10 protein-coding genes are annotated in these 14,408 nt (G+C 73.0%); 1 reads left to right on the forward strand and 9 read right to left on the reverse strand.

The features are described 5' to 3' along the window. Positions 1 to 4: 4 nt before the first annotated feature. From B0675_RS30420 to B0675_RS30445, 6 genes are all read right to left on the reverse strand, one after another. Entirely contained in the window at positions 5 to 1,051 is a 1,047-nt protein-coding gene (locus tag B0675_RS30420; protein WP_241540059.1) for a hypothetical protein, read from the reverse strand. 130 nt (positions 1,052 to 1,181) lie between these two features. Next, positions 1,182 to 1,595 (reverse strand): hypothetical protein, encoded by a 414-nt coding sequence (locus tag B0675_RS30425; RefSeq protein ID WP_081222817.1) that lies wholly within the window; start codon positions 1,593 to 1,595, stop codon positions 1,182 to 1,184. Between the two features lie 256 nt (positions 1,596 to 1,851). Beyond that, positions 1,852 to 2,871 (reverse strand): winged helix-turn-helix domain-containing protein, encoded by a 1,020-nt coding sequence (locus B0675_RS30430; protein WP_081222818.1) that lies wholly within the window; start codon positions 2,869 to 2,871, stop codon positions 1,852 to 1,854. A 189-nt stretch (positions 2,872 to 3,060) separates the two neighbouring features. Next, entirely contained in the window at positions 3,061 to 4,557 is a 1,497-nt protein-coding gene (locus B0675_RS30435) for an acyl-CoA synthetase (protein WP_081222819.1), read from the reverse strand. Positions 4,558 to 4,648: 91 nt separating this feature from the next. Further along, positions 4,649 to 6,199 carry an acyl-CoA synthetase gene (locus tag B0675_RS30440; RefSeq protein WP_081222820.1) on the reverse strand — a complete coding sequence of 517 codons (1,551 nt, stop codon included), beginning with the start codon at positions 6,197 to 6,199 and terminating at the stop codon, positions 4,649 to 4,651. Further along, a complete protein-coding gene (locus B0675_RS30445) occupies positions 6,196 to 7,308 on the reverse strand; it encodes a nitronate monooxygenase (protein ID WP_081222821.1) in 1,113 nt (370 codons plus the stop codon). The genes B0675_RS30440 and B0675_RS30445 overlap by 4 nt, the downstream gene beginning before the upstream one ends. Before the next feature lie 182 nt (positions 7,309 to 7,490). Here B0675_RS30445 and B0675_RS30450 point away from each other — a divergent pair, with 182 nt between their 5' ends. Then, entirely contained in the window at positions 7,491 to 9,296 is a 1,806-nt protein-coding gene (locus B0675_RS30450) for a serine hydrolase domain-containing protein (RefSeq protein ID WP_081222822.1), read from the forward strand. A gap of 83 nt (positions 9,297 to 9,379) precedes the next feature. Here B0675_RS30450 and B0675_RS30455 read toward each other — a convergent pair whose 3' ends face one another. The 3 genes from B0675_RS30455 to B0675_RS30465 all read right to left on the reverse strand — a co-directional run bounded on the left by B0675_RS30455 (position 9,380) and on the right by B0675_RS30465 (position 14,344). Beyond that, positions 9,380 to 10,945 (reverse strand): NAD(P)/FAD-dependent oxidoreductase, encoded by a 1,566-nt coding sequence (locus B0675_RS30455; RefSeq protein WP_081222823.1) that lies wholly within the window; start codon positions 10,943 to 10,945, stop codon positions 9,380 to 9,382. Positions 10,946 to 11,122: 177 nt separating this feature from the next. Then, positions 11,123 to 13,414, reverse strand: a complete 2,292-nt coding sequence (locus B0675_RS30460) for a serine/threonine-protein kinase (RefSeq protein ID WP_081222824.1) — start codon at positions 13,412 to 13,414, stop codon at positions 11,123 to 11,125. Positions 13,415 to 13,489: 75 nt separating this feature from the next. After that, positions 13,490 to 14,344 carry an oxygenase MpaB family protein gene (locus B0675_RS30465; protein ID WP_081222825.1) on the reverse strand — a complete coding sequence of 285 codons (855 nt, stop codon included), beginning with the start codon at positions 14,342 to 14,344 and terminating at the stop codon, positions 13,490 to 13,492. Positions 14,345 to 14,408: the final 64 nt, after the last annotated feature.

Raw genomic sequence — 14,408 nt, forward strand, 5'->3', positions numbered from 1 at the left:
ACGGCTACGGAGCCGGGAAGACGAGGCGCAGACCGTGCTCCTCCCCGGCCCGGCGGAGGGCCGGGAGCAGGTTCGCGCGCAGGGTGCGGACCTCGGCGGCGTGGTCGGCGAGGAAGCGGGCACGGAGCCGCAGGCGGGCCGGTTCGCGGACGGCCTCGACGGGGCGCATGCAGTCCGCGTAGGCGCTGCCGAGGGCGCGTTCGACGGTGGGCAGCCGGTCGGCGGAGGTGGTCTGTTGCCGCGCGTCGGCGAGGGCGAAGAAGCCGTTCTCGTCGCGGACCCGGATCCCTCGTCGGGCGAGGCAGCCCGGCAGGGTGCGCAGGGCGCGCAGCACGGCGGGGTCATGGCGCAGGGGGACGAGGGTGCCGAACCACTGGCCCTGGAGGGCGGCGTAGGTGTCGCGCAGCGCGGTGGCGGCCGCCGTCCCCTCGGTCACGCAGCGGCGCACGACAGCGGTGTCGCCGGTTTCGCCTGCTCCGTTCCTCTTCCCCTTCCCGGCGCCGCTCCCCTTCTCCTTCCCCTCGTCGCTCCCCCGTCCGACGAGACGCTCGCTCCCCGTCCCGGACCGGTCCCCGGTGTCGGTCCGCACGGGGCCGGGCGTGACGACGGGCACCGCGGCGCTCCCGCTCATTCCGTGCCGGGCGACGAAGTCCAGATCGGGGAGTTCGTAGTACCGGATGAACGCGACCGGATCCTGCGTCGGGGGCTCCGTCCCGAGATCGTGGGCGCACGACGCCGTGACGGCGCGGGCCTCCTGCCGGACGAAGACGTCGAGGCCCTGGGTCCAGCGGGTCTCGGCGCCGGTGGCCGGCAGCACCATGCGGACCGGGTCGTCCGGCAGGGCGGTGCTGAGACGGGCGGCCGACACCGGTGCGGGCGGGACGGGTTCCGTGGTCGGGGCGGGGTGCGCCGAGCAGGCCGCGGTGACCAGGGCGGCGACGGCTGCGAGCGTGACGCGCAGCGCGGCCGCCGGGCGCCGGAGCGGGCCCGCGTCCCGCCACCGCGCCCCGGTACGGGGCCTGTACCGGTGCAGGCCGGCCGGGTGGACCATCCGAATCACTCCCCCATCTCTCTCTCGGCTCGCCCCTCCCCCCGGCCCGCCCCGGGCGGGGGTGCCATCGGCGTGAGCCGATGGCACCCCCGTGGCGCGTGGAACCGGGTGACGGACGATCGGCCTCCGGTCAGTGCGTGATCTTGACGGAGTCGCCGCCGTCGAGCTGGCTCGTCACCGTGAACGGTGTGTTGTCCGAGACGTCGGTGCAGAGCCAGTACGTGGAGTCGTTGACGCTGTGGCTGCCGTCGGACGCCCAGACGTAGCCCTTGCTGCAGGTGTGCCAGGCACCGCTGGAGTTGCGCAGCCGGCCGGCGTAGTAGTCCCCGTACGGGGAGGTCGAGTCGTCGGAGTAGGTGAGGTTGAGGTCGCCACAGCTGCTCGTGGCCGACTTGTTGCGGACGGTTCCGACGCCCTGGTTGGCCCCGGTGGTGAGCGTCGAGGTCACGCAGGCCTGCGGAGCGGCGGAGGCCGCGGGAGCGAACGTCAGACAGGTCGCTGCGCAGACGAGTGCGAACGCGCCGGCGGCGATGGCTCTGGTCATGCTTCCCCTTTTCGGTCTTCCGGTCTTCGGCCGAGCCCACACACGCGTGGACGGGACCGCGGTTCCGGACGGGCGGTGACGCCGCGTCCGGGGTGCACGCCGCAGACGCTCGCAGAGCGGGCTCCTGCGGACCACGGCGTTCGACCGTCCTCGAAAGTGCCCGGCCAGGCAGCGGATTCCCATGCTCCAGCGGTGCCCGAGCGAACGGTGGGGCGGGTGGGGTCACCGGGACACGCTGCGCCTGCCGCGGACGCTGTCATGACCGAAAGTCGACGCTTGTGGCCGACGAGTCTCCCGGTGCCGCCGTTGTCCGACGCAGTACCGCCGCCCCCAGCGGAGTGAGCGTGTGGAGCACGATGTTGTGCCACCGCCGGCTGGTGATCAGACCCGCGTCGCGCAGCACGGTGGTGTGGTGCGTGGCGGTGGAGGGCGAGACCCCGAGGAAACGTGCCAGTTCCGAGGTGGTGGCGCCGACGGCCAGGGACCGCAGGGCGGCGGCCCGGGTCCCGCCCAGCAGTGCGGCGAGCGGGGCGTCCGCGGCCGGGGCGGCGGCGGGTGGCCGGGAGTCGGCGAGGGGGTAGACGAGCACCGGTGGCAGGGCGCCGTCGGCCATCGAGATCGGTAACTGCCAGCAGAAGTAGGACGGGACGAGGCGCAGTCCGCGGCCGTCGAGATACAGGTCGCGGTCCTCCACGTAGTCGACGTGCAGCACCGGGGAGTGCCAGCGCATGACCGGCGACAGCCCGGCGAGCAGCCCGTCGATGCCGGAGTCGAGGGTCCGCCGTGCCCACAGGGCGCGCTCCCCGGCGATGGCCGCGCAGACGCGGTCGTGGTGAGGTGCGATGACCGCTTCGTGGTAGGCGCGCAGGGCCCTGACGAGCTCTTCACGGGTGCCGCGCTCCACCAGCCGGGGAGCCCACGGCGGAGCCGCGCCCAGCCGGTCGAGTCTGCTCACCTCCTGGGCCACACGGGCGGGCGGCGTGTCGACGATCGCGGCAAGTCCCCTGTCCAGCCCGTCGACGGCCTCGTAGGGGGTGAGGCAGTCGGGGAAGTACGACGCGCGGGGCAGGACCGGGATGAGCAGGCGCCGCACCGCCGCGCCGAGTCCGGTGCCCGCGAGGGTGTCCCGGGTGGCGCGGTACCAGTCCGCGTACGCCCAGCGTCCGCGGGTGGTCTGGAGGCGGTGCAGGCTGCAGGCGATCTCCCAGAGCGGGTCGGGTGTGCCCGCCACCCGGAGGCGGGTGAGGTCCTCGTGCGTGAAGTGGATGCGCAGCACGGAATCCGCCCTCGATTCGACTGTGGTCCGGCTCGGGGGCGACGTGGGCGTCATCCGCCGGAGGGACCGGAACCTGCCGTCCGCCCGGATCCCCTTCGAAGCCCCGATGCCCCCTGCGACCCGTCTGGCGGCGAGAGGGTTGTACGGGCTGCTCCCCCGGCTCGCGGTGCCGTGGTCCCCGGTGTCGGGTCAGGACCCCCAGCGGTCGCGCAGCTCGCGCTTGAGGATCTTCCCGCTGGCGTTGCGGGGCAGTTCCTCCACGAAGAGGACCCGCTTGGGCGCCTTGAAGTGGGGGAGCTTCTCCCGCGCGTGGGCGACGAGTTCGGCCTCCGAGACGTCGCCGCGCCGCACGACGACCGCGGTGACGGCCTCGATCCAGCGCTCGTCGGGGAGTCCGATCACTGCGACCTCGGCGACCTGCTCGTGGGTGTAGAGGGCGTCCTCGACCTGGCGCGAGGCGACCAGTACGCCACCGGAGTTGATGACGTCCTTCACCCGGTCCACGACGGTGAAGTAGCCGTCGGCGTCCCGCACGGCGAGGTCGCCCGAGTGGAACCAGCCGTCACGGAACGCGGCGGCCGTCTCCTCGGGCTTGTCCCAGTAGCCGTCGCACAACTGCGGTGAACGGTAGACGACTTCACCGGGTGTCCCGTCCGGTACGTCCTTGCCGTCCTCGTCGACCACCCGTGCGTCCACGAAGAGCACGGGGCGTCCGCAGGAGTCCATGCGGCCCTTGTGCTCGTCGGGGGCGAGGACGGTGGCGAGGGGGCCGATCTCGCTCTGACCGAAGCAGTTGTAGAAGGCGAGCTTCGGCAGCCGCTCGCGCAGCCGCTCCAGGACGGGCACCGGCATGATCGAGGCCCCGTAGTACGCCTTGCGCAGTCCGCTCAGGTCGCGGTCGGCGAAGTCGGGGCGGTTGGACAGGCCGATCCACACGGTGGGCGGGGCGAACAGGCTGTCGGCGCGGCCCGCCTCGATCAGGTCGAAGAGCTGCCCGGGGTCGGGTGCGTCGAGGATGGTGTTGGTCGCGCCGATCGCGAGGTACGGCAGCAGGAACACGTGCATCTGCGCCGAGTGGTAGAGCGGCAGCGAGTGGACGGGCAGGTCCCCGGCGCTCAGGTCGAGGGCGGTGATCGCGCTCAGGTACTCGTGGACGAGGGCCCGGTGGGTCATCATCGCGCCCTTGGGCAGGGCGGTGGTGCCGGAGGTGTAGAGCAGCTGCACGAGCGTGTCCCCGCGCGGCTCGTCCCCGTCGTACGGCGGGGCGGTGTCCAGGCGCGCGAGGAGCGAGTCGTCGGCGTCGCGCAGCGGCAGGGTCCGTACGCCGTCGGGCAGCCGCCCGGCGAGGTCGGGGTCGGTCAGCACGAAGGCGCTGCCCGACTGCCCGACGATGTAGGCGAGGTCGTCGCCGGTCAGGTTCTGGTTCACCGGCACGTGCACGAGGCCGGCGCGGGCGCAGGCGAGGAAACCGATGAGGTAGGCGTCGGAGTTGTGCCCGTAGGCACCGACCCGGTCGCCGGGGGCCAGCCCCTCGCCGAGCAGCACGGTCGCCGCGCGGGAGACGGCCTCGTCGAGTTCCGCGTACGTCCAGGAGCGCTCGCGGTAGTCGACCGCGCGCCGCGCCGGAGTCCGCCGGGCACTGCGCCGCAGCACCCCGTCCACCGTACTGCCGTGTCCAGGCGTCATGACACGTGATCCTCGATCCACACAACGGGGAGGTCAAGTACCGGAACGCCCCGGCGGGAGCCGGCTGCGGCGCGCGACCGTCCCGCCCTCCTCACAACGCCCGCGTCCTGCCCTCCCAGTACGGCTCCCGCAGGCGTCGTTTGTAGAGCTTTCCGTTGGGGTCGCGGGGCATCGTCGCGACGAAGTCGACGCTCTTGGGGCGTTTGTAGCCGGCGAGGAGGGTCGCGCAGTGGGTGAGGACGGCCTCGGCGAGGGCGGGGCCGGGTTCGTGGCCGGGGGCGGGTTCGATCACGGCCTTGACCTCCTCGCCCCACTCGTCGTGCGGGATGCCGAAGGCCGCGGCGTCGGCCACCGCGGGGTGGGCGAGCAGGGCGGACTCGATCTCGGCCGGGTAGATGTTCACGCCGCCCGAGATGATCATGTCGATCTTGCGGTCGCGCAGGAAGAGATAGCCGTCCTCGTCGAGGTAGCCCAGGTCGCCCACGGTGAAGAAGTCACCGATCCGGTTCTTCCGCGTCTTGCCCTCGTCCTTGTGGTACGAGAACCCGCCGGTGCTCATCTTCAGGTAGACGGTGCCGAGTTCACCGGGCGGCAACCGGTTCCCGTCGTCGTCGAAGACGGCGAGTTCGCTGATGGGCCACGCCTTGCCGACGGTTCCGGGCTTCTTCAGCCAGTCCTCGGCGGTCGCGAAGGCGCCACCGCCCTCGCTGGCCGCGTAGTACTCCTCCACGCTCCGGCCCCACCACTCGATCATGGCGCGCTTCACATGGTCGGGGCAGGGAGCCGCCCCGTGGATGGCGTGCCGCATGGAGGAGACGTCGTGGCGTGCCCGGACCTCCTCGGGGAGGGCCAGCAGCCGGTGGAACTGGGTCGGCACCATGTGGGTGTGGGTGCACCGGTGTGCGTCGATGACCCGCAGCATCTCCTCCGGCGTCCACTTGTCCATCAGGACCAGCCGGTGCCCGATGTGCAGGGACGCGCCCGCGAACTGGAGGACGGCCGTGTGGTAGAGCGGCGAGCAGACGAGGTGCACGTTGTCGTCGAAGGGGCGGATGCCGAAGATCGCCAGGAAGCCGCCGAGGTAGGACTCCTCGGGGAGCTTGCCGGGCAGCGGGCGCCGGATACCGCGCGGGCGGCCGGTGGTGCCGGAGGTGTAGTTCATGACCCAGCCGAGCGTGCGGTCGTCCGGTGCCGACTCCGGCTGCCCGTCGAGGAGTTCGGCGTAGGGGCGGAAGCCGTCGATCGCGCCGACGGCGTAGCGCCGGTCATCGGGCAGCTTCGCCTCGTCGGCTGCGTGCCGGGCCGCGTCGGCGAACCGTTCGTGGGCGACGAGGACCTTGGCGCCGGAGTCGGAGACGATCCAGGCGATCTCCGGGCCGACGAGGTGGTGGTTGACGGGCACGAGGTAGAAGCCGGCCTGCGAGGCGGCGAGGTAGGCGACGAAGAACTCGACGCCGTTCGGGAGGACGACCGCGAACGCGTCGCCGCGGGTGAGACCCGCGGCGCGCAGTCCGTGGACGAGCCGGTTGGAGGCGGCGTGCAGGCGTCCGGCGGTCCACTCCTCGCCCGTGGGGGTGACGAGGACGACGCGGTCGGGATCGGCCGCGGCCTGGGCCCAGAAACCGTTGGGGGCGGTGCTCATGCGTGGTCCTCCCTGCCGGCGATGCGGTTGATGCGGTCCACGGCGCGCTCGAAGCCGCGGGTCAGGTCGTCGAAGACCTCCTGGACGGCGCGTTCGCTGTTCATGCGGCCGACGATCTGCCCGACCGGTGTGCCGAGCAGCGGCTCCACCTCGTACTTCTGGATGCGCGAGACCGCGTCGGCGACCAGGAGTCCCTGGAGCGGCATGGGCAGCGTGCCGGGGCCGTTCGGGTCGTCCCAGGCGTCGGTCCATTCGGTGCGCAGCTGGCGCGCGGGCTTTCCGGTCAGGGCCCGCGAGCGCACGGTGTCCCCGGATCCGGCGGCGAGGAGCTTGCGAGTGACGCCGGGCGCGTGCAGGTCGGCCTCGGTGACGGTCAGCCAGATCGAGCCGAGCCACACACCCTGGGCTCCGAGACTGAGCGCGGCGGCCACCTGTTGTCCGCTGCCGATGCCGCCGGCGGCGAGGACGGGCAACGGGTCGACGGCGTCGACGACTTCGGGCGTGAGCACCATCGAGGCGATCTCCCCGGTATGCCCGCCCGCCTCGTAGCCCTGCGCGACGACGATGTCGATGCCGGCCTCGGCGTGCTTGCGGGCGTGCCGGGCGCTGCCGGCGAGGGCCGCGACGAGCACTCCCTCGGCGTGCGCCCGCTCGATGACGTCGGCGGGCGGTGAGCCGAGCGCGTTGGCCAGCAGTTTGACCGGGTGCTCGAAGGCGACGTCGAGCTGGCGCCGGGCGACCTCTTCCATCCACCCGGTGATGCGCCACCCGGACGCCTCGCCTTCGGCGAGTTCGGGCACGCCGTACTTGGCGAGGGTGTCCTTGACGTACTGGCGGTGCCCCTCGGGGATCATCGCCTCGACCTCGGCCTCGCTGACCCCCTCGACCTTCTTCGCGGGCATGACGACGTCGAGTCCGTAGGGCCTGCCGTCGATGTGCGCCTCGATCCAGTCGAGGTCGCGTTCGAGCTCGTCGGGGGCGGTGTAGCGGACCGCGCCGAGCACGCCGAGTCCGCCGGCGCGACTGATGGCCGCGGCGACGGCGGGGAACGGCGTGAAGCCGAAGATGGCGTGCTCGACTCCCAGTCTCTTGCTCAGCTCCGTCTGCATGGCCGCAGGATGCCGCAGACCTCCGGCCGAAGGAAGGCTTTTTCTGATGCTCCGTCAGATTTTCGTGACGCGGCGACGCGCACAGGGGCGGGGTTGACACACCGACACCTGACGGGAAACTTTCACTCGGCACGGCAGATCCAGAAAGATACTTTCAGGCGGCCCGAGCGGGAGGATCCCCGATGACCGAAGGCGCGAAGAACGGACCGGCGCAGGCGCGATGCAGAACCGGCGGCGGACTGACACGCCGTCAATGGGGCGCGGGTGTGCTGGCGGTGGGCGGGGCGCTCGCTCTCGGCCCCTTCCCGGCGGGGCCCGCTGCCGCCGCGACGGCCGACGGCCGACGGACCCTGCGGCACGGCACCCCGGAACAGGCCGGCCTGCTCGCCGGCCCCCTGCGTCAACTGGTCACGGACGCCGAGGCGTTCCTCGGACCCTCACCCCGGCACCCGTGGTACGCGGGTGCCGTCCTGCTCGCCGGGCGCGGCTCCACCGTGGCCCTGCACCAGCCGATCGGCAAGGCCGTGCGGTACGCGGGGTACGACGAGAGCACCGACTCCGGCGTGGAGTTCCCCGCCGACGAGCAGATCGCGGCGACCCGCGACACGGTCTACGACCTCGCGTCGGTCTCCAAGCTCTTCACGTCGATCCTCGCCGTGCAGCAGATCGAACGGGGCGCCCTGGAGCTGGAGGCCACCGTCGCCTCGTACCTTCCGCAGTTCGCGGGCGGCGGCAAACAGGACGTGACGATTCGTCAACTACTGACCCACACCTCGGGTTTCCGCTCCTGGATCCCCCTCTACAACGCGCCGACCCGGGAGGGCAAGCTCCAGCTCGTCTGGGACGAGGCGCTGCTCAACCCGCCCGGCACGGCCTACCTCTACTCCGACCTGAACCTCATCTCGCTCCAGCTGGTCCTGGAGAAGCTGACCGGCCGGACGCTCGACGTGCTCCTGCGCGACGAGATCACCGGCCCGCTCGGCATGGACCGCACGCGCTACAACCCGCCCGCCTCCTGGAAGCCCCGGATCGCGGCCACCGAGGACGCCCGGCTGCCCTGGTCGGGACTGGACCGCGGGCTGGTGTGGGGCGAGGTCCACGACGAGAACGCGTACTCCCTCGGCGGAGTCGCCGGTCACGCCGGTGTCTTCTCCTGCGCCTGGGACCTGGCCGTCCTCGGCCGCACCCTGCTCAACGGCGGCGCCTACGGCAGGGCCCGCATCCTGCGCCCGGAGACGGTGGACCTGATGTTCACCGACTTCAATACCGCCTTCCCGGGTGACGAACACGGCCTGGGCTTCGAGCTCTACCAGCACTGGTACATGGGCGCGATGGCGACGCCGCGCACCGCGGGCCACACCGGCTTCACGGGAACCTCGATCGTGCTCGACCCGACGACCGACTCGTTCCTGATCGTGCTCGGCAACTCCGTCCACCCCGTGCGCACCTGGCGGTCCGGCTCCGCTCCCCGGGTCGCCGCCGGCACCGACATGGCGCGTGCCGTCGCGGTGCGTCCCGCGTCCGGCCGTACGTCCTGGTTCGCCGGGACCGCGAGCGCCACGACGGCGACCCTGACGCTGCCCCCGCTCGACACCACGGCCGGTCCCGCGCGCCTCGGCTGCGCCCTGTGGTGGGACACGGAGCCCGGCTCGGACCCGCTCGTCCTCGAGGCGTCCACCGACGGCGGCGAGAACTGGAGGCCCGTCCCGTTCACGACCCGGCACGGCTCCGAGGACCCGCTGGAGCATCCGGCGGGTACGGCCACCGGCTGGTCGGGACGGGTGTGGCACCGGCTCGGCGCGGATCTGCCGGCCGACCCCGCGCTCGCCCTGCGCTGGCGGTACACGACGGACGCGCTGTACGTGGGCCGGGGCGTCTACGTCGACGCCCTGCGGGTGGTCTCGGGCCGGCGCGTCGTCTTCGACGAGCGTCGCCCCGCCGACGCCGCGCGCATCACACCGGCGGGCTGGGTGGCCTCCCGGGACTGACAGGTGCCCCACCGCTGCACGCCGGTTCCGTCCTCCTCCCGCCCGGCCCGCGGGAGGAAGGAGGACGGAACCGGCCTGCCGTACTAGCCGGCCGCGCCCAGGGCCTCCAGAACCGCCTTCGCGGCATTGTGGCCCGGCACCCCGCTCACCCCGCCGCCCCGCACGGCTCCCGCCCCGCACAGCATCACGTTGGCGTGCCGCGTCTCGACGCCCCAACGGCCGGTGCCCTCCTGCGCGTACGGGAAGGCGAGGTCACGGTGGAAGATGTTGCCGCCCGGCAGCCGCAGGTCGCGCTCGAGGTCCAGCGGGGTCTTCGCCTCGATGCACGGCCTGCCGTCCGCGTCGGTGGCCAGACAGTCCGCGAGCGGCTCGGCGAGGTGCGTCTCCAGCTGTGCCAGCGTCGACTTCAGCAGCTCGTCCCGCACGCCGTCGTTGTCGCGCTCGAAGAGCCGGGCCGGCGTGTGCAGCCCGAAGAGGGTGAGCGTCTGGTACCCCTGCTCGGCCAGGTCCCGGCCGAGGATGCTCGGGTCGGTGAGCGAGTGGCAGTAGATCTCCGAGGGCGGCGCGGCGGGCAGTTCACCGGACGCGGCCTGCGCGTGCGCGGCGGCGAGCTGCTCGTACCCCTCGGCGATGTGGAAGGTCCCGGAGAACGCCTCGCGCGGGTCGACGGAGGTGTCACGCAGCCGCGGCAGTCGCTTCAGCAGCATGTTCACCTTGAGCTGCGCGCCCTCGGCGGGGGCCGGCGGCTCGTCGCCGGTGAGCCGGGCGAGCTCCTGCGGCGAGGCGTTCACCAGGACGTGGCGGGCCGCGACGACGCCCTCGCCGTCGGCCGTGCGGTACCCGATCTCGGCGGACCGGCCGTCGGTGTCGATGCGCAGCACCTCGTGCCCGGTGGCGATCACCGCGCCGGCGCCGCGGGCCGCGCCGGCGATCGCGTCGGTGAGCGCGCCCATGCCGCCGACGGGTACGTCCCAGGCTCCGGTCCCGCCGCCGATCACGTGATAGAGGAAGCAGCGGTTCTGGCGCAGCGACGGATCGTGGGCGTCGGCGAAGGTGCCGATGAGCGCGTCGGTCAGGACGACGCCGCGGACGAGGTCGTCGGTGAAGTACTCCTCGACGGCGGCGCCGACCGGCTCCTCGAAGAGGATGCGCCAGGCCTCCTCGTCGTCGACGCGGGCCCGCAGTTCCTCCCGGGTCGGCAGGGGCTCGGTGAGAGTGGGGAACACGTTCCGGGCGACCCGTCCGGTCAGCGCGTAGAAGCGCTGCCACGCCTCGTACTCGCGGTTCGAACCGGTCAGTCGGGCGAAGGCCTCGCGGGTACGGCGCTCGCCCCCGCCGACGAGCAGTCCCGTGGGCCGTCCGTCCCGTTCGACGGGTGTGTACGAGGAGACCGTGCGGCCGCGGACGCGGAAGTCGAGGCCCAGGTCCCGCACGATCTTCCGGGGCAGCAGGCTCACCAGGTACGAGTAGCGCGAAAGACGCGCGTCGACGCCGGCGAACGGCCGGGTGGACACGGCGGCGCCGCCGGTGTTCCCCAGCCGCTCCAGCACCAGCACGGACTGTCCGGCCCGGGCCAGGTAGGCGGCGGCGACGAGTCCGTTGTGGCCCCCGCCGACGATCACGGTGTCGTATCCCTCGTGTGCAGGCATGGTTCTTCGTAGCACGTGATGATCTACGTCGGCCAGGGGTGCGCGGCAGGCGGCGGGCGGCCGGTCGAGCGGGCAGAGGCGCTCCCGGGGTGCGCTCCGGCAGGTCCGGACCGGGGTCCGGGCCCGGATGCGGACCTGGAGGCGTGGACGGGCACGCCCCGGACACGACCGGAACCGTCAGGAGAGGCCGCCGCGGTGTCCTGCGGCCGCCCGCTGCTGCCGCAGCACGGCCACGCGCCGGTACAGCTCCGCGGCCTCCTGGCGGTGGCCCAACTGCTCCAGGCAGTGCGCCTCGTCGTTGCGGCTGGCCAGGGTGTCGGGGTGGTCGGGGCCCAGCACCTGCTCGCGGGCGGTCGCGACGCGACGGTACTCGGTGAGGGCGTCGGCCCACCGGCCGAGCCAGCCGAGGCCGACGGCGACCTCACGGCGGCTGACGAGGGTGTCGGGGTGGTCCGCGCCGAGGACCCGCTCGCGCAGCGCGCACACGTCACGGGACTCGGCGAGCGCCTCCTCCCAGCGGGCCATGCGGCCGAGGTTCACGCCGAGGCCGTGGCGGGCGCGCAGGGTCTCGGGGTGGTCGGGGCCGTGCGCACGGGTGCGGTCGTCGACGAGCGCTCTGTAGAGGTCGAGGGCCTGGGCGCTGCGGCCGAGCCGACCGAGGCTGATGCCGACCTCGTAACGGGCGGCGAGGGTGTCCGGGTGGTCGGGCCCGAGCGCCCGGGAGCGGCTCTCCGCGACCTCCTGGTAGGTCTGCAGCGCCTCGGTCCATCGTCCCAACTGCCCCAGTGCGTAGCCGACTTCGAAGCGGGTGACGAGCGTGTCGGGATGCGTCGCGCCGAGCACGCGACCCCGGGCGGCGGCGACCTCGCCGGCCATGCGGTACGAGTCCTCCAGGCGTCCGAGCCGGCTGAGGTTGAAGGCGAGGTTGTGGCGGCAGCGCAGGGTGTCCGGATGGTCGGCGCCCATGACGCGTTCGCGGACGGCGAGCACCGACGTGTACGCCTGGTGGGCCTCGAAGTGGCGGCCCAACTGGCCCAGCACGTAGGCCATTTCCTGCCGGGCGGCGAGGGTGTCGGGATGCTCGGCGCCGAGCACGCGCTCGCGGGACTGCGCGACCCGGGCGTACTCGCCGAGCGCCTCGGCGGGGCGGCCGGTGCGGCTGAGGGTGAAACCGACCTCGTAGTGGCTGGTGAGCGTGTCGGGGTGGTCGGGCCCGAGGAGGTGCTCGCGTTCGGCGGCGACGGAGCGGTGCGCCTCGCCCGCCTCGGCCCAGCGGCCTCGCCGTCCGAGGCTCAGTGCGGAGTCGTGCCGCCCGGCGAGGGCGGTGAGCGACTCCTTCGAGGGTGCGGGTCGTTCGGTGGCGGACGGCCGCGGTGTCACGGTGGTGGAGGGGCGGGCGGTCCACTCGCCGGTCAGGCCGGCCGAGGGGTCCGGCGGAGTGGTGCGCAGTCCAGCGCCGGTGGCCTTGTGGCCGGTCGTCATGCCCTCGGTCCAGGACGGCAGCCGTGACGCGTGGGAGGACTGCTCCTCGCCCGACGGGGTGGCGGACCGGAACGACCGCTGTGCCGAGGAGGACGGCCCGACGGCGGGGGTGACGACCGTCGGCACGTACCGGGGTGCGCCGCGCCCGGCGTCGATGCGGTGGGCGAGTTCCCGGGCGTCCCGCGGGCGCTGCTCGGGCTCCTTCGCGAGCAGGTCGAGGATGATCAGCTCCAGGTACTCCGGCAGTTCCGCGCGGTGGCGGCGGGGTGGCTCGGGCACGGTGTCGCGGTGGCCGACCAGAATGGACCAGGCGTCCTCCAGGTCGAACGGCGGTGCCCCGGTGGCTATCTCGTAGAGCACGCAGCCGAACGAGTAGAGGTCGCTGCGCTCGTCGACCTCCGAACCGCTGATCTGCTCCGGTGACATGTAGTGCGGGGTGCCCATCGCGATGCCCGTGCCGGTGAGCCGTGAGGTGAACCCGATGTCGTGCCCGAGCCGGGCGATGCCGAAGTCGCAGATCTTCACGGTGCCGTCGTTCAGCCGCATGATGTTCGCCGGCTTCAGATCCCGGTGCACGATGCCCTGGCGGTGGGTGTAGTCGAGCGCGGCGGTCACCTGTCCGGCGATGTCGATCACCTCGTCGACGGCGAGGGGGCGGTGCTCGTTCTCCTCCAGTGCCTGGCCGAGGTTGAGTCCCTCCAGCAGTTCCATCACCAGATAGAGCAGGCCGTCGGCCTCGCCGAAGTCGTGGACCACGGTCACCCCGCGGTGCTGGAGGGCGGCCGCCACCCGCGCCTCGCGCCGGAACCGCTCCCGCAGCACGCCGGTGAAGGCCTGGTCGTGGTGCGGACCGAGCGGTTTGAGGCACTTGACGGCCACGTGGCGTCCCAGCGACTCGTCGCGCGCCCGCCACACCTCGCCCATGCCGCCGCGCCCGATGAGATCGAGCAGCCGGTACCGGCCCTGGATCAGCCTGCTCTCCGCCATCGCGTGTGATCGCCCCCGTCACTCACTGCTCGACCCCGGGCCCTCCCCCGGGGCCCCGTCCAGTATGGCGAGCCGTCAGCCGACTTTGTACGCGGCAGGGCGGGAGCCGGGGCCGAGCCGTGACACGGCCGAGAGAATGTGCTTGGGCGGGAGTTGCCAGCGCAGCGTCGCGGGGACGAGGCGCAGTGTGGTGCCCGTGGTGCGCAGGCTCCGGGTCACCGCGGCCGGCGGCGGGGCCGGCCGGCCGTACAGCGCGTGGGCGTACGGCGGCAGCGCGGCGTACGCGAGCCGCGCCACGCGCCGCCACAGCAGGGCGCGCGCCGGCACGAGCAGCGGGGGGACGGGGGGACGCGTGAGGAAGTCGTCCACGTCACGGGCCTCCGAGCCCGCGGCCAGTTCGGGGAGCGTCTTCTCGAAGTAGGCGGCCAGTTCCGCCTGGTCCGCCGGTACTCCCGCGGGGTCGAGCCCGACGAGGCGGGCTCCGACGCGGTTCTCCGCGACGTACCGGTCGGCCTGCGCGTCCGTGAGGCGGAACCCGGAGCGGCGCAGCACGTGGAGGTAGGAGTCGATCTCGGCGCAGTGCACCCACAGCAGCAGCTCCGGCTCGTCGACGCGATACGGCTCACCGGTCTCCGGGTCGGTGACGGTCAGCCTGCGGTGGATCCCGCGCACCCGGGCGCCGGCCTTCTCCGCCGCGGCGGTCGTGCCGTACGTGGTGGTCCCGACGAAGTGGGCGGTGCGCATCAGGCGGCCCCAGGCGTCGCGCCGGAAGTCCGAATTCTGGAAGACGCCCCGTACGGCGCGGGGGTGCAGCGCCTGGAGGTAGAGCGCGCGGATCCCGGCGACCCACATCATGGGGTCGCCGTGTATCTGCCAGGTGACCGAGCCGGGTCCGAAGAGGCCGGGGTCGCCGCGTCCGTCGGGCTCCATCGGGTCAGGTGTGCCCAGGATCCACCGGCGGCACACACGGGGCATCCCCGACCCGCGGTGACGG

The sequence above is a fragment of the Streptomyces sp. M41(2017) genome (assembly GCF_002078175.1).
In the GTDB taxonomy this organism is placed as follows: domain Bacteria; phylum Actinomycetota; class Actinomycetes; order Streptomycetales; family Streptomycetaceae; genus Streptomyces.